The 14,088-nt window shown below is 73.7% G+C and carries 14 protein-coding genes and 1 pseudogene; 7 read left to right on the forward strand and 8 right to left on the reverse strand.

Translation table 11 applies throughout. The features are described 5' to 3' along the window. Window positions 1-30 precede the first annotated feature (30 nt). The 3 genes from J0910_RS04655 to J0910_RS04665 all read left to right on the forward strand — a co-directional run bounded on the left by J0910_RS04655 (window position 31) and on the right by J0910_RS04665 (window position 1,271). Complete coding sequence (locus tag J0910_RS04655) at window positions 31-393, forward strand: DsrE family protein (RefSeq protein WP_420157274.1); 363 nt, start codon at window positions 31-33, stop codon at window positions 391-393. 109 nt (window positions 394-502) lie between these two features. Next, window positions 503-955 (forward strand): DUF5753 domain-containing protein, encoded by a 453-nt coding sequence (locus J0910_RS04660; RefSeq protein WP_420157275.1) that lies wholly within the window; start codon window positions 503-505, stop codon window positions 953-955. 13 nt (window positions 956-968) lie between these two features. Then, window positions 969-1,271: a DUF397 domain-containing protein gene (locus J0910_RS04665; RefSeq protein ID WP_420157276.1), complete on the forward strand. Its 303-nt coding sequence runs from the start codon at window positions 969-971 to the stop codon at window positions 1,269-1,271. On the opposite strand, the gene J0910_RS04670 is transcribed toward J0910_RS04665, so the two are convergent. The 3 genes from J0910_RS04670 to J0910_RS04680 are packed head-to-tail and all read right to left on the reverse strand — an operon-like array spanning window position 1,208 to window position 4,123. Next, window positions 1,208-2,656, reverse strand: a complete 1,449-nt coding sequence (locus J0910_RS04670) for an ASCH domain-containing protein (RefSeq protein ID WP_420157277.1) — start codon at window positions 2,654-2,656, stop codon at window positions 1,208-1,210. The two genes, J0910_RS04665 and J0910_RS04670, sit on opposite strands and share 64 nt — an antisense overlap. A 4-nt stretch (window positions 2,657-2,660) precedes the next feature. Beyond that, window positions 2,661-3,263, reverse strand: a complete 603-nt coding sequence (locus J0910_RS04675; protein ID WP_420157278.1) for an AAA family ATPase — start codon at window positions 3,261-3,263, stop codon at window positions 2,661-2,663. Next, complete coding sequence (locus tag J0910_RS04680) at window positions 3,260-4,123, reverse strand: hypothetical protein (protein ID WP_420157279.1); 864 nt, start codon at window positions 4,121-4,123, stop codon at window positions 3,260-3,262. Before J0910_RS04680 ends, J0910_RS04675 begins: the two co-directional genes overlap by 4 nt. A 240-nt stretch (window positions 4,124-4,363) precedes the next feature. Here J0910_RS04680 and J0910_RS04685 point away from each other — a divergent pair, with 240 nt between their 5' ends. Beyond that, entirely contained in the window at window positions 4,364-4,498 is a 135-nt protein-coding gene (locus J0910_RS04685) for a hypothetical protein (RefSeq protein ID WP_420157280.1), read from the forward strand. Between the two features lie 66 nt (window positions 4,499-4,564). Here J0910_RS04685 and J0910_RS04690 read toward each other — a convergent pair whose 3' ends face one another. The 5 genes and pseudogenes from J0910_RS04690 to J0910_RS04710 all read right to left on the reverse strand — a co-directional run bounded on the left by J0910_RS04690 (window position 4,565) and on the right by J0910_RS04710 (window position 10,370). Further along, window positions 4,565-5,311 carry a phosphoglyceromutase gene (locus J0910_RS04690; protein WP_420157281.1) on the reverse strand — a complete coding sequence of 249 codons (747 nt, stop codon included), beginning with the start codon at window positions 5,309-5,311 and terminating at the stop codon, window positions 4,565-4,567. 1,328 nt (window positions 5,312-6,639) lie between these two features. After that, window positions 6,640-7,218, reverse strand: coding sequence for a YbjN domain-containing protein (locus J0910_RS04695; RefSeq protein WP_420157282.1), 579 nt, complete (start codon window positions 7,216-7,218; stop codon window positions 6,640-6,642). A gap of 47 nt (window positions 7,219-7,265) precedes the next feature. Next, window positions 7,266-8,561, reverse strand: a complete 1,296-nt coding sequence (mshA, locus tag J0910_RS04700) for a D-inositol-3-phosphate glycosyltransferase (RefSeq protein WP_420157283.1) — start codon at window positions 8,559-8,561, stop codon at window positions 7,266-7,268. Between the two features lie 164 nt (window positions 8,562-8,725). Next, a complete protein-coding gene (locus J0910_RS04705; protein ID WP_420157284.1) occupies window positions 8,726-9,721 on the reverse strand; it encodes an alpha/beta hydrolase in 996 nt (331 codons plus the stop codon). A gap of 132 nt (window positions 9,722-9,853) precedes the next feature. Beyond that, window positions 9,854-10,370 (reverse strand): annotated as a pseudogene (locus J0910_RS04710) (O-acetyl-ADP-ribose deacetylase). Between the two features lie 348 nt (window positions 10,371-10,718). Between J0910_RS04710 and J0910_RS04715 the strand changes: the two are divergent. The 3 genes from J0910_RS04715 (at window position 10,719) to J0910_RS04725 (ending at window position 12,445) form a co-directional block, all read left to right on the forward strand. After that, window positions 10,719-11,081, forward strand: a complete 363-nt coding sequence (locus J0910_RS04715) for a BlaI/MecI/CopY family transcriptional regulator (protein ID WP_420157285.1) — start codon at window positions 10,719-10,721, stop codon at window positions 11,079-11,081. A 4-nt stretch (window positions 11,082-11,085) separates the two neighbouring features. Continuing rightward, window positions 11,086-12,024: a M56 family metallopeptidase gene (locus tag J0910_RS04720; protein ID WP_420157286.1), complete on the forward strand. Its 939-nt coding sequence runs from the start codon at window positions 11,086-11,088 to the stop codon at window positions 12,022-12,024. 130 nt (window positions 12,025-12,154) lie between these two features. Continuing rightward, window positions 12,155-12,445: a DUF2516 family protein gene (locus J0910_RS04725; RefSeq protein ID WP_420157287.1), complete on the forward strand. Its 291-nt coding sequence runs from the start codon at window positions 12,155-12,157 to the stop codon at window positions 12,443-12,445. The last annotated feature ends 1,643 nt before the right edge of the window (window positions 12,446-14,088 follow it).

A 14,088-nucleotide genomic window follows, 5' to 3' on the forward strand; every position in this document is an offset into this window, starting at 1 on the left:
GGGAGGCGGCCGGGCCTCTAGGCTTGCGCCATGAGTCGCGCACTGGTGGTCAAGGTCACGGCAGGGGAAGACGCGCCGGAGCGGTGCAACCAGGGGTTCACGGTGGCGGCGGCCGCCGTCGCGTCGGGGGTTCCGGTGTCGCTCTGGCTGACCGGGGAGGCCGCGTGGTTCGCGGTCCCCGGGCGGGCGGAGGGGTTTTCGCTGCCGCACGCCGCGCCCCTGGCCGACCTGCTGGAGAGCGTGCTGCTGGCGGGCCGGGTCACGGTCTGCACCCAGTGCGCCGCCCGCCGCGGCCTGGAGCAGGCCGACCTGATCGAAGGCGTGCGCATCGCGGGAGCCCCGAGCTTCGTCGAGGAGGCCGTCGCGGAGGGAGCGCAGGCCCTCGTCTACTGAGGACCGCCGAGGAGCGCGGAGGACGAGCGGGCGGCGGCGGAGGAGGTAGGGCCGGGGTGCAGGGTCGCCCGGGTGGGGCGTGCACCCGGGCTCGTTCTACCGGCGAGGAGTGTGCGGCCGACGCTCCTGCCTCCGGCCGATCTGCGGGGCGGGGAGGAGGGCCGGGCGGTCCGGAAGGCAGCAGATCCTAGGCGCGGAGAGCCCGCCCCGACTCTGGGCGATCGTCGATGAGGCGGCTCTCGTCCGTCCTGTAGGCGGTCCAGAGGCGATGCGTGGGCAGCTGGAGCATCTGATCTCTGTCGGCCGGAAGCACGACAACGCGCATGTTCAGGTATTGCCGTTCTCTGCTGGTGCTCACGCTGGTCTCGCGGGCCGGTTCGTCTTGCTGGAGTTTCCTGAGGACCCTGGGGTGGTCCACGTGGAGTCCGCTGCAGACGGCCTCTACCTGGAGACTCCTCAAGATCTTCAGCGCTATCAGCTGCTCTACGATCACGTGCACGCATCTGCATTGTCGGTCCGAGATTCCCGGGGATATCCCAAAAACCGGGTGTCAGCCCTCTAGAAAGAAGAACCAGATGGAACCGGTCTTTCACAAGTCCAGCTACAGCGGGTCTCACGGGGACTGCGTCGAGGTCGCCGACTCTCCCCAGGCGAGCGCAGTGCGCGACACCAAGAACCGCCGCCTCGGCGCACTCCTCTTCCCTTCTCCCGAGTGGCGTTCCTTTGGGCTGACCGCTCCTGGCGACGGAGAAGGCCCGCCGCGCTTCGCGCGGCGGGCCACGCGGGTGGGAGCGCGGAGCGCCCATCTCTCCGGCTACGCCTCGACGAGCTCGATCCCGATCGCGACCACGCCCAGGGCCTCGCGCTCGGGCGGGTAGATCTCCCGGATGTTGCGGAGCTGGTCGGCTTTTGAAGCGTTCGGGTTCACCGACGAGACCGGCTCGTGCTCGAACATCTCGTCGAAGTCCCGATAGCGGGCAAGCCGCGTGATCCGCGTGAGCACTTCCTCGTTGCGGCACTTGAACCGGAGAAGGTCACCTTCCTTAAGCCGCTTGCGGCTGCTGTCGTCGACCCTGATCTCGGTCGTCTTCTTGCCCGAGGCGATCAGGTCGAAGTAGCGCTTGTAGATGCCCATCTCGTGCGCGCGGGGGCGCTGGTCGAGGTCGGCGGGCCGGTCGGTCATGAGTCGTCCGAGTTCCTTGACGGTGAAGCTTCGGAAGAAGTGCTTCGGATCGGTGAGCAGTTCGCCGACGAGCCACAGCAGCGCGTCGACGTAGTGGTCGGTATCCCCCGGCCATTGGGTGGTGTCGAGCATCCACGGCTCGACGTCGGCCGGCAGCGCGCCCGGGCCGCGGTCGCGCAGCAGCGACTTGGACAGCTTCGCGCCGGTCGGGGCGAGCACCTGGGGCGTGAAGATCCGGAGCGGCATCCGCGCGCCGGGGGTGTCCAGGACGCCGAGGGCTCCGTCGACGAGCTGTGAGCCGAACGCCCAGTCGCCGCCCTTGAGCATCACCCGCAACGTGGTGTCGTCGCGGACGAGCAAGCGCTCTTTGACCAGGTTCCGGTACAGGGTGGCCACGTCGATGTAGGCGTCGTTCTCCGGGTCGACGTCGATCTCGTAGGCCCCGTGGTCGAGGCAGACGGCAGCGAAGCGGGCGCCGTCTTCGTCGAGGTGCACGAGCTTGGTCCGGTCGGCGCGCTTCTCCGCCCACCCGCAGTCGGGGCAGGGAACCCGGATGTGCACGACCCCGTGCGAAGGCGCCATCCACCACCGGATCTCGTCGAGCCGCTCAAGGGTGCGGAGGAACTCGGCGCGAAACGCCGGGCTCGACTGCTGGTCGGTGTAGGTCTCCAACGCGTAGTCGGTCGCGGTGGCCTCCGACAGGGAGTCGAAGAACGCCCGGTAATAGGTGTCGATCAGCTCGTCGACGCCGGCCTTGCCCAGGGCGTGAAAGTAGGTGGCCTGGTAGGCGTGGTGGGTCTCGGGGTCGAGGATCACCTCATGCGGCGCGTTGTCCAGCGCGCCGAAGCGTACCGAGGTCTCGACCGGGAACTCGCGCCGGGCGATCTTCGCGAGGAGGAAAGCCGTCGTCTGAACCAGGTTCGTCCCCAGGTGCGGGGCGCCGTTGATCTGGGTTCCGACGACGAATTCGATGCGCCGGGGCCGCATGGCGTGCACGCGGGGGCGCAACATGTCGATGGACCGGAGCAGGGCGTTGGCCAGAACCGAGTTGGGGGAGATCAGCAGGGGGGCGGCCGGCACGGTGTCACCTCTGGGGCTTGGGTATGCGCACGTTCGCGAGGATGAAGTCGACCCGGTGCTCGGCCGATTCGGCGGGGACGAAGGTCGGTTCGTACCCGGCGTCGTAGTAGCCCTGAACGATCAGCTCGTGAACGCGGCGGATCTCGCGTTCCTTGGCCCACACGATGTCGTCGGGGTCTTCGAAGGTGTCGAGGGGGTCGAGCACGAACACCGTGTCGTACCGGTAGATCCGGTTCGCCTCTTCGAGCTGGGGGGTCGGCGACAGACCGAAGAACCGCTCCCACCCGTAGGAGTCCGGAATACCGCGGTTGTAGAAGCGGAACCCGTGCTTGTGGCCTTCGAACTCGGAGACGAAGGCGTCGAGCACCTCAGCGGCGTACTCGCGCCGGTCTTCGGCGCGCAGGTGCCGGCCGAGGCGCTGGCGGTGCTTGCGGTAGATCGCGCGCCCGGGCTCGCTCTCCATGCACGGGATGCCGTGGCGGATCAGCTCGGCTATCACGTCGTCCTTGCCGGCCGAGGGGCCACCGGTGATGACGAACCGCCGCGGCGGCTGGGTCTTGGCGGCTTCGATCGCCGCGGCAAGCCGGTCGGTCTGGGAAGTGGTCATGATGCCGGGTCCTTGTCGGTGGTGGTGCGCCGGTCGAGCCACGGGGCCGACCAGGCGTCGCCGAGGGCGACCTCGGCACGCATGGCGGCGACGAAGCCGTCGCGGTCGCGGCGGTCTCTTCCGGCGCGGGTGAGCTTGTCGATGTCGTCGGCGCCCAGGGGCGGTGTCCATCCGGCGAGCGCGACCAGGTCGTCGGCCGAGGCGTCGGCGAGCGCACCGAACCCGCCGGAGGGATAGGCGTCGAAGTAGTCGCCGACATCGGCGCGCAGGACGCCGTATCGCCACGCCGCGGTGACCGACTGCCGGATGATCTCTTGCCGACCGGCGCCCATCGCGGCCATACGGCCGAGGGTCAGCAGCTCGGCGCGGAGGGCGTAGATCGAGGCCCATACGCGCGAGAGCTGGGTTTCGTGCTCGGCGAGCTCCCAGGCGAACACATCGGCCGGAAGGCTCGGCATGTCCTTCGAGGCCCGGGTGAGCCGGGGGGCTGCGGCCGGCATCGCGCGGAACTGTTCGGAGTCTTGCCACAGCATCCACGCGAGCCGTTCGACGAGCTTGGGCTCGACGCGCTTGCGGAAGTGGTCGACGTCGTGCCCGCACGCCTTCGCTGCGGCTTCGCGCCGCCTGGTGAGCGTGGTTCCCGGCTCTCCCGGGGGAAGGCCGAACAGGGCGCGCGCCGACTCGGCGTACCGCGCATCGTCGAAGCGCGCCAGCAGTCCGCGGAGAACCGTGTTCAGCGCAGCGGTGCGGGATGCGGCGTCGGCGGGGTCGGCCGCGCGCACCAGGACGGCGCGCAATGACAGTAGATCGGGGTCGGTCCCCGGCGGCACCGGAAGGCCCTTGCGGAGTAACGAAGCCAAGGACGAGCGCAAGAGCTCGCCGTCGGCCCTGGGGGGCTCATGGGGCATGCGACCAGTGAAACACGATGCCCAGAAAATGCCCAGTGCTCGTGCCCAGAAAATGCCCGGTCGATGAGAGCACGGCAGAACGGGGCGGCGGTTCGGGTGGTGGTGCCTGCTGTGGGGCGTGGACACGACCTCGGCCGACACCGATCACGTCGGCCGCGGAGAGCCGGGGGCGCTTGGGTCTCCGCGGAGGCGGTGGACGTCCGGTGGCTCACCCCCGACGAGGTCCGGGCGCGGATGGCGCCGGCCTATGCCTGCCGGATCCTCGATGCCCTCGCCTCCGGTCCGCCCGCCGTGCGTGCCCATGACGGGCGCGACCTGCTGGGCTGACCGCCCCTGAAACGGAGAAGGCCCGCCGCGCGAAGCGCGGCGGGCCGGGGCGGATGCGGGGCGGGGCTACTTCTTGCCCTGGTTCTTGACCGCCTCGATGGCGGCCTTGGCGGCCTCCGGGTCGAGGTATTCGCCGCCGGTCTTGCGCGGGGTGAAGTCGTCGTTGAGCTCGTAGACCAGCGGGATGCCGGTCGGGATGTTCAGCCCGGTGATGGCGTCGGTACCGATCTTGTCCAGGTGCTTGACCAGCGCGCGCAGCGAGTTGCCGTGCGCCGCGACCAGCACGGTGCGGCCCGCGGCCAGCTCCGGGACGATGGCGTCGTACCAGTAGGGCAGCATCCGGTCGACCACGTCGGCCAGGCACTCGGTGCGCGGCATCAGCTCCGGCGGAAGGTCTGCGTAGCGGGCCTCGCCGACCTGGGAGTAGGTGTCGCCGTCGGCGATCGGCGGCGGCGGGGTGTCGTACGACCGGCGCCAGACCATGAACTGCTCATCGCCGTACTCCTCGCGCGTCTGCGCCTTGTTCTTGCCCTGGAGCGCGCCGTAGTGGCGCTCGTTCAGCCGCCAGGTGCGCTGCACCGGAAGCCAGTGCAGATCCGCGGCGTCCAGCGCGATGTTCGCGGTGCGGATGGCGCGCCGCAGCAGCGAGGTGTGCACCGAGTCGGGCCGGATCCCAGCGTTCCGAAGCAGCTCACCGCCCTTGCGCGCCTCGGCCTCGCCGGTCTCGGAGAGGTCGACGTCCACCCAGCCGGTGAACAGTCCTTCGGCATTCCAGACACTTTCGCCGTGTCGCAGCAGTACGAGCTTCCCCATGGCGGCCAGCCTAGCGACTCGGCGCAGGGAGGAGAGCGGCGCCCGCCCTCACTCGGCCCGCGCCGCCCGGCGTTGATCTTGGCGTCGTTGCCGTCTCAAAGCCGGGTGGTCTCCAGTGGCTGCTGCAACACCGCACACCAGAGGAGGGGAGGGGACGGGAGGGGGCCGACTGGTCGGTCGGGCGCGGCGCCCCACGGGGCGGGGGTTCAAGCCGGCGGCGACGGCGGAAGGGGGCCGGCCGGTCGGTTAGGCGCGGCGCCCCACGGAGTGACGGTTCAAGCAGGCGGCGACGGCAGAGGAAGGGGCGGGTGCCAGGCGTCGCCCGAGTGTCGGGCCCCCGGGGTCGGGGTTCAAGCCAGCAGCGAAGGCGGCGGTGGGCACCGGCTGGTCGGTCGGGTGCGGCAGGGCGGGTGGGGCGGGTCGGGGCGGGCAGAGGGCGGCGGGGGTGTCGTTCCCGCGTTGCTCTGGCGGCGAGGTCGGCTGCCTCTGAAACCGCCACACCCCTCTGGCCTGGGTGAATACGCAGGGTGATGGCGGTGTGGGGTGCCCTGCGCATCGCGAGAGCACCCCGGTGATTCCCGGGCGCGCATCCCGGCCCGGATCGGGCCTCTGGGGGCCTGAACGGCCCTGATCGGGCCGGTGGTGAGGGGTTCGAGCCGCCCGGAAGGCAGGGAAGTAGGGGGCCGGAAGCCGGGGAGGGGAGGCGCGGGGGCGGGATGTCGCTTTTATTCTCCTGGGAAGCCCCGTTTGGCCACTCTGGGTAATCGGCGCGGGGGTGCTGGGGGCTTCGGGGCTTACTACTCGCTGGTAGATGTAATCGGGGTGCCGCAGAGGTGCGCAGGGCGCTCCCGCTCCCGCCCGCTCTCCGCCGCAAACCCGGCATAGGGGATATGGCCACCCTGGTGGGTGCGGGCCGGGGAGTGAACGCGGCGCCCGGCTCCCTCCTGCCCTCGCCGCCGGTTTGAACCCCTGCTCCGCGAGGTGCCGCGCCTGACCGACTGGCCGGTCCCCACCGCCGCCTTCGCTGCTTGCTTGAACCCCCGCTCTGCGGGGCGCCGCGCTCGGGCGACCGCCTCCGCTCCGCCCCTACCGCTGCCGTTGCCGCCGGTTTGAACCCCTGCTCCGCGAGGTGCCGCGCCTGACCGACTGGCCGGTCGCCCCCGCCGCCGTCGCTGCCCGCTTGAACCCCCGCTCCGTGGGACGCCGCGCTCGGTGGGGCACCTTATGTCCCTCGACCTTCTCCGGGTTCCTCGTCGCAACGGGCGCTTGACGGCAAGCCGGTTGAGACGGCAGCGGCGCCGAGATCAAGGGGAGGGAGGGGGCGTGGGTCAGTCCTCGGCGGCGCCGTCCCGGGCCGACTCCACCAGGTGCCGGAAGGACTCCAGGTTGCGCAGGCTGTAGCCGCCCTTCTCACGCCACTCCCACTCCTTCCGGATGGAGGAGGCGAAGCCCAGCTCGAGGGCGGTGTTGAAGTTCTCGTCGGAGTAGGTGAGCACGCAGCCGAGCACCCGGTCGACCTCGTCCGGGTCGATCGCGGGCAGCGGCAGCCGGCCGGTGATGTAGACGTCGCCGACGTCGTCGGCGGAGAACGCCATCCCGTAGGCGGTCTCGTTCTTCTGCAGCAGCCAGCGGTAGAAGCCGCCCTCGTTCTCGTCCGGGCGGCGGCAGAAGAACGACTTGACCAGCAGGCTGTGCTCGCCCACGTCCAGCCAGACCAGGGTCTTGAGCTTCCGCTGCCCGGGGAGCGTCGCCAGGAACGCGCTCGGGCGGGGCCGCTCGTACTCCACCCCGGCCTCGGCCAGGGCCGCCTCGATGGCCGCCGCCGCGGCGGCGCGCGGGCCGTCCGGCAGGGCGTCCGCGCGCGGTCCGCCGTCCGGCCGCTCGGTCGGGTCAGTCGCCAACGTCATGCCCCCATGGTGCCGTGCCGGTTCCGCCGGTGCGCGCCCGGGCGCGCTCAACAGGCGCGCACCTCGGCCAGCGGCTCCGCGCCGGAGCCCTCCGACACCAGCCCGCGGTAGGCGCCGAGCAGCCCGTCGGCCGTGGCCGACCAGCTCAGCCCGGCGGCGTGCGCGATGCCCGCCTCGCCCATCGCGGCGCGCAGCCGGGGCTTCCGGATGACCTCGTGCAGGGCGCGGGCGTAGTCGAGCGGGTCGTGCCCGTCGATCAGCACCCCCGAGGCGCCGTCGTGCACCGCGGTGGGCAGCCCGCCGACCCGCGCCGCCACCACCGGCGTGCCGCAGGCCTGCGACTCCACCGCCACCAGCCCGAAGGACTCCGAGTGCGAGGGGACCACGGTCGCCGCGGCCGCCCGGTAGTAGTCGGCCAGCTCGGCGCGGGGGGCCGGCGGCTCCAGCCGGACGAGGCCCGCGATCCCCAGCGACCGGGCCAGCTCGGAGAGGCGGCGCGGCTCGTCGGCGCTCCCGGACAGCCCGCCGACCACCGCCACCACCAGCCGGCCGCGGAGCGAGGGGTCCTTCTCCAGCAGCAGGGCCGCGGCGCGCAGCAGCACGTCGGGGGCCTTGAGCCGCTGCACCCGGCCGACGAAGAGCAGCAGCTCGGCGTCGTCGGGCAGGCCGATCCGGCGCAGCGCCTCGACGCGCGAACCGGGGGTGAACACGTCCAGGTCGACGCCGGGCGGGACGATCCCCACCCGCGCCGGGTCGGCGCCGTAGTGCCGATCGAGCTGGCGGGCCTCGTCGTCGGTGTTGGCGACCAGCAGGTCGGCCTGGCGGACCAGCTGGTCCTCGCCGCGGACCCGCAGCTCCGGTTCGGGGGCGTCGCCCTCGGCCAGCGCGTGGTTCTTCACCCGGGCCAGGGTGTGCATCGACTGCACCAGCGGCACGCCCCAGCGCTGCGCGACGGCCATCCCGGCCCGCCCGGAGAGCCAGTAGTGGCCGTGCACCAGGTCGTAGTGGCCGGGGCCGTGCCCGGCCTCGGTGCGCAGCACGCCGAAGGTGAACGGGCACAGGTAGCGGGCCAGCCCGACCTTGTCCAGCGGCCCGTAGGGGCCGGCCGCGATGTGCCGCACGGTGGCGCCCGGGGCGAGTTCCACCGCGGGCGGCTGACCGGGGCGGGTCGCGCGGGTGAAGACGTCGACGGCGGCGCCGCGCTCGGCCAGCCGCCGGGCCACCTCGACGATGTAGACGTTCATACCGCCCGCGTCGCCGGTTCCCGGCTGGTCGAGGGGGGAGGTGTGCATGCTCAGCATGGCCACGCGGAGGCCCTCGGCCCCGCCGCGCGGCTCCGGCATGTCCGGCTCCACTGGTCGTCGTCCCCTTCCCGCTCCTTGTCCCGCGCTCCGCGGAACCCCTCCGCACAACAGGGAGGGAACACGGCGTGTTCCCGATCATGGCGGGGGCGCGGGGAGGGCCGGGGACCGGGGTGGCCGCAGCGCCCTCCCGGGGCGCGGCGGGGTCAGTCCGCGGCCGGGGCGGGGCCGGCCGACCAGCCCTCGGTGAGGAACGCCACGGCCTCGGGGTAGGTGGGCTTCCACGCGGAGTAGGTGTGGCCGCCGGACGGGAAGAGCGTCCGCACCGACATGTCGTGCTCGCGGAGGAGCTTCGCGAACCGCTCCGCCTCGCCGTGGATGCTGCCCTCCTGCAGCGGCGTGCGGTCCTCGGTGCCCTCGATCAGCATGAACCGGATGTCGCGCACGTCGGGGTCGCCGAGGAGCCGGTCGGGCGCGTGCGCGTCGGTGTCCCGGCCGAAGGTGCCGCTGGGGTCGTCCACCTTGAAGTAGCCGGCCCAGCTGACCGCCTGCGAGTACAGGTCGGGGTGGCGCAGCGGGATGGCGGCCGCGCCGTAGCCGCCCATGGAGAACCCGCCGATGGCGCGGAGCTCCCGGGGGCGGCGGTCCTCGCCCTCGACGGCCTCGATCGCCTTCTCGGTGACGAAGGTCTCGATCTTGTAGTCGTCGTCGACCGCGTCGCCCCACTCGGTGTCGGCGCCGCCGACCTCCTGGCCGAACGGCGCGGCGATGACGAACTCGACGCCGGTGCGGCACATCTGCTCGTCCATCGCCTCGCCGACGCCGGAGTCGATGATGTCGCGGTGCGTCCCGGTGGAGCCGTGCAGCAGGTAGAGCACGGGCAGGTCGGCGCTGTCCGGGCCGGGCGGCCGGTGCACCCAGATCGGGCGGCCGCCCTCCGGGGCGGCGGCGTCGGGGACGCGGACCACCTCGTCCTCGCCGGGCTGGTCGCACACGGCGACGGAGCCCGGGCGCGGGTGCACCCCGGCGGCCGCCGGGCCGCGGCCGGCCGGGCCGCCGTTCGGCACGCTCTCGGCGCCGGCCTGCGGGGCGGCCTCGGTCGGCCGGTTCGCGTCCTGCATCGCGGCCAGGGTGGCCGCGGCGGCCACGACGAGCGAGGACGACACCAGGACGGTGGCCCTGCGGGAAAGCGAGCTGAACACACCGCGATCCTATGGTCCGGGACGGATGGGACGGGTCCCGCGGTGCGGCCCCCCGGGCGGGGGCGGCGCGCGTGCCGCCCGAGGAGCGGAGAGGCGGGATCTCGCAAAGTGTAGTCGGTCGACCGCATCCTGTCAGGGCTGCTCCAGTGCCTCCTGGAAGGCGGCGCAGGCGTCCGCGGTGAACAGCGCGGACCGCACCTCGCGGACGGAGGCCGCCGGGTGCGCGCGCACCTTGCGCACCGCGATCCGGGCCGCGGACTCCGGCGGCCACCGGTGGACCCCGGTGGAGACGGCGGGGAAGGCCGCGCTGCGCGCGCCCGGCTCCTCGGCGACCGCCAGGGGGACCGGTGGTCAGGAGGCCGGCGCCTCGGAGTGATCCTGTTCGGCGCTGTACACCGGGCCGACGGTGTGGGTCACCCGGCGGGCCGGCGGCCGTCCGGCGGTCGTGGCCACCGCCCGGCCCGCCGGCAGGCCGCGCCCGTTAGGAGGAGGCGCGCAGCCGCCGGCGCCCCGCCAGGATCTCCGGCCCGCCGCCGCGGTGGATCGCCCCGTCCACCCCGCCGCCGCCCAGCAGGCCGGAGTCGGCCGCGTTCACCACCGCGTCCCCCCGCTCCTCGGTGATGTCGCCCTGCACCGGCGACACGTCCATCCGCCCGCCTCCTTCGACTTTCCTCTTCCGCCCGCGGGCGGCGCCGCCCGGATGGGCCATCGGACCCCCGGCGCGCTCTCCCTTCCGCGGAAAGAGGGAGGCCGCACCCCCGCCGACGCGACCCGCGGCCTCCAGCGGGACCGGGCCGGCCGGCGGGCGGACGCGCGGGGGCGCGGCCCGGCCGCGCTGACCGCCCGGGCGCCGCCCCCGCCGGAGCCCCGATCCGGGGCCCGCCGGGCGGCTCCGCCCCGCGGGGAGCCCCCGCCGGACCCTCTGCCCTGCAAGGGAACCGGAAGCTAACCCGGGGGTGCCACAGGGTGTAGTACTACCGGGCGTAGACTCATGTCCATGAATCGGCTCGGCGACCTTGAACGCGCGGTTATGGAGGTACTGTGGCAGCGAAGCGAGCCAATGACGGTCCGCGAGGTGGGGCGCGCCCTGCATGAGCGCGATCTCGCGCACACGACCGTCATGACGGTCCTCGACCGCCTGGCCAAGAAGGGCGTCGTCGATCGGGCTCGTGAAGGTCGAGCGTGGAGGTACCGTCCGGCGGCCAGCCGGGAGTCCTACGTATCCGAGCTGATGTTCGACGCGCTCGGGCAGACCGGAGACCGCGACGCGGCACTCGCGGCCTTCGTCCGCTCCATGAGCGACGACGAGGCCGAGGCGCTCCGCCGCGTCCTGGGGGAAATCGACGAGCCAAGGACGTAGCCCGATGGTCAGTGCCGCTCTGCTCGCCGCGATCGCGATCGGTTGCTTCGCGGCCGCGGCACGCCTGCGACGTGCGTCCTGGCCCTACCGCGGCCCCTATGTGGCGGTCATCGCCTGGCAGGCGCTCGGACTCGCCTGGGGGGTCTCCACCATCGGCGCGCTGCTCGCCTTCGGCCTGTCCGTCTACGGGCAGGGCGTGTTCGGCGGGCTGCTCGCCCTGGTCGGCGACGCGTCCGCGCACGGCTTCTACCTCACCGGCGCCGCGGAGAGCCCGTTCGCACCGGTGCAGGTCGCCGCGATCCTGTTCGCCCTCGGCCTCACCCTGGTGCTGTTCTGCGGCCTGACCGCCTCCTTCGTCCAGGTGGTGCGGACCCGGCGCCGCCACCACGACCTGCTGGAACTGGTCGGCCGGGACGACCCGGGCGTGCCCGGCGCGCGCATCCTGGACCACCCGGCGGCCGCCGCCTACTGCCTGCCCGGGGTGCTCCGCTCCGAGGTGGTGATCAGCGCCGGCGCGCTGAAGGTGCTGGACGAGCGGGAGCTGGCCGCGGTCATCGCGCACGAGCACGCGCACCTGCGCCAGCGGCACGACCTGGTGCTGCTCCCGTTCTCCTCGCTGAAGCGGGCCTTCCCCCGGGTGCGGCTCATGGAGGGCTACTACCGCACCGTGGCGCTGCTCATCGAGATGTGCGCCGACGACCAGGCGCGCCGGGAGCGCCCGCCCAAGGAGCTCGCCACCGCGCTGATGCGGTTCGGCGCCAACAACGCGCACACCCCGGTCGGGGCGCTGGCCGCCACCTCCGAGCAGACCGAGGTGCTGGCCCGGGTGAAGCGGCTGCTCAGCCCCGCCCGCGCGCTGACCCGCGCGCAGAGCGCCGCGGTGCTCTGCGGCGCCGCCCTGCTGATGGCGGTCACCGTCCTGCTCTGGCACGTCCCGGTCTGAGGCGCGGCCCGGCCCCGGGGAGCGGCCGCGCCGCCCGGGCACGAATCCGGCGCTCCGCGCGTTTACCCTGGGACCGGCGGCTTCGGGCCGGCGGTCACGGTTACGGCGCTACGAGTGCGGGGTCTCGGTTATGGGTTTGATCTGGCAGGCCATCTACATCGCCATCTTCGTGACGTCACTGTTCGCCCTGGTCGAAGCGGTGCGCACGCCTTCGCAGGCGTTCCCCGCGATGGACAAGCAGACCAAGGGGATGTGGGTGGCGATCCTCGGCGTCGGCACCGGCCTGTCACTCCTGGCCGCGCTGAGCGGAAGCGGGATATTCACCTTCCTCGCCCTGGTCGCGGCGCTCATCTTCATCCTCGACGTGCGGCCGGCCGTGCGCGGCGTCGGCCGCAGCGACGGCCCCTACGGTCCCTGGTAGCAGCACCCGGACCGCGCGCTCGGCCGCCGCGGCGTAGGCCGGGTCGAGCACGTAGAAGGAGTGGCCCAGCACCTCCGGGTGGAGGGCCTCGCCCGGGGGCACGTCGTAGCTGCGCGGGTCGGGCAGCGGGTCGGCGAAGGCCACCGTCCCCCCGCCGCCCGGAGCGGTGTGCACCGGCCCCCCGATCGCGTCGGTGCACCGCCAGAGGTTCCGCCAGTGCGCCACCCGGCGCTCCACGTCGGCCAGGGCCGCCGGGCCGAAGTGCGCCGGGAAGTACCGCGCGTAGAGCCGGTGCAGCGGGGAGCCGTGGGTGATCAGCGCGACCCGCGGCCGGCAGCGCGGCGGGAGCTGCCACACCGTCGCCGCCGCCAGCACCGACCCCTGCGAGTGGCCGGAGAGCAGCACCGCCCGCCCCTCGTCGGCCTCCCGCGTCACCCGCGCCACCAGCTGCGGGACGGCCCGCTCGGCGTAGGACGGCGGGGCCAGCGGGTGCGCGGCGCGCGGCCAGAACGTGCCGATGTCCCACAGCACGCCGACCGCCTGGCGCACCGGCCGGTTCCGGTAGGCGCTCTGCCCGACCAGCACCAGCGCGGCCAGCATCAGCCCGCCCAGCCAGGAGCCGGCCGTCACGCCGAAGGAGAGCGCGCCCTGCACCCACTCGGTCGCCCCGCCCGCGAAGGCGGCCGGGCCGCCCGGCGGGCCGTCCGGGGCGGCGGTGAGCCGGCCGGTGCCCAGCGCCACCGCCACCAGCACCATCAGCGCCCCGCCGGGCACCAGGAACGCGGCCAGGCAGGCCGGCAGGGCCTCGGTCAGCCCTCCGCGGGCGCGGGCCGCGGCGATCTCCCGGGTGCGCCGCGCCTGGCGGGGCCGGCCGTACAGCGCGGCCACCGCCTCGGCCTCGGCGCTCCGGCGCCGCCGCAGCCGCGCCGCGAGCACCGCCGCCACCGCCGACGCGATCACCGCCTCCATCGCGAAGGCCAGCTGGAGCCAGTGGTAGGCGCCGGGCACGTGCAGCGGCAGGCAGCCGGCCCGCTCGGCGCCGGGGTAGTAGCAGCCGCCGAGCAGCCCGGCGCTCTGGTAGACGACGGCGGCGGTGAACACCCCGCCCAGCAGCAGCCCGACCGCGGTCGCCGCCGGACCGGCCATGCCCCGCATCGCCGCGCCGCCCCCGCCGGGGGTCCGCCGGTACAGCACCGCGGCCGCGCCGAACAGCACCAGCAGCAGCGCGCACTCCAGCGCGAGCAGCGAGTTGAGCGCGGGCGCCAGGCCGGGCAGCCGCCCCTGGGCCTCCCAGTCCGGGCGCGGCCACAGCAGGTACCCGGCGGCGGCCGCCAGCAGCAGCAGCGAGGTGTCGCGCAGCCGCGCGCACACCGCGTCGGCGCGGTCGTTCCAGCGCCGCGCCGTCCCCGGCACCAGCACCATCAGCGCCGAGGCGGCGACCGCCAGCGCGGCCCCCGCCGCCACCGCGGTGCCCGCGGCGTGCAGCGGGCCGCCGGCGCCGCCCCGGTCGTACCCCAGCGCCGGGGCGGTCAGCAGCAGCGCCACCGTGCCCACGGCCACCGCGATGTGCGCCGACCGGAGCCGCCCCATCACCAGGCTGTTCTGCCAGAACTCCGGGCTGCTCAGCGTCGCGCTGCCGGACG

Origin of the sequence: Nocardiopsis oceanisediminis, from assembly GCF_048595525.1 — a bacterium.
Classification (GTDB): domain Bacteria; phylum Actinomycetota; class Actinomycetes; order Streptosporangiales; family Streptosporangiaceae; genus Nocardiopsis_A; species Nocardiopsis_A oceanisediminis.

Bases quoted from the DNA above. Each gene is read 5' to 3' on its own strand.
- J0910_RS04690 (WP_420157281.1), bottom strand. From the start codon at position 5,311: ATGGGGAAGCTCGTACTGCTGCGACACGGCGAAAGTGTCTGGAATGCC.
- J0910_RS04655 (WP_420157274.1), top strand. From the start codon at position 31: ATGAGTCGCGCACTGGTGGTCAAGGTCACGGCAGGGGAAGACGCGCCG.
- J0910_RS04720 (WP_420157286.1), top strand. From the start codon at position 11,086: ATGGTCAGTGCCGCTCTGCTCGCCGCGATCGCGATCGGTTGCTTCGCG.
- J0910_RS04665 (WP_420157276.1), top strand. From the start codon at position 969: ATGGAACCGGTCTTTCACAAGTCCAGCTACAGCGGGTCTCACGGGGAC.
- J0910_RS04715 (WP_420157285.1), top strand. From the start codon at position 10,719: ATGAATCGGCTCGGCGACCTTGAACGCGCGGTTATGGAGGTACTGTGG.
- J0910_RS04725 (WP_420157287.1), top strand. From the start codon at position 12,155: ATGGGTTTGATCTGGCAGGCCATCTACATCGCCATCTTCGTGACGTCA.
- J0910_RS04675 (WP_420157278.1), bottom strand. From the start codon at position 3,263: ATGACCACTTCCCAGACCGACCGGCTTGCCGCGGCGATCGAAGCCGCC.
- mshA (WP_420157283.1), bottom strand. From the start codon at position 8,561: ATGCCGGAGCCGCGCGGCGGGGCCGAGGGCCTCCGCGTGGCCATGCTG.
- J0910_RS04695 (WP_420157282.1), bottom strand. From the start codon at position 7,218: ATGACGTTGGCGACTGACCCGACCGAGCGGCCGGACGGCGGACCGCGC.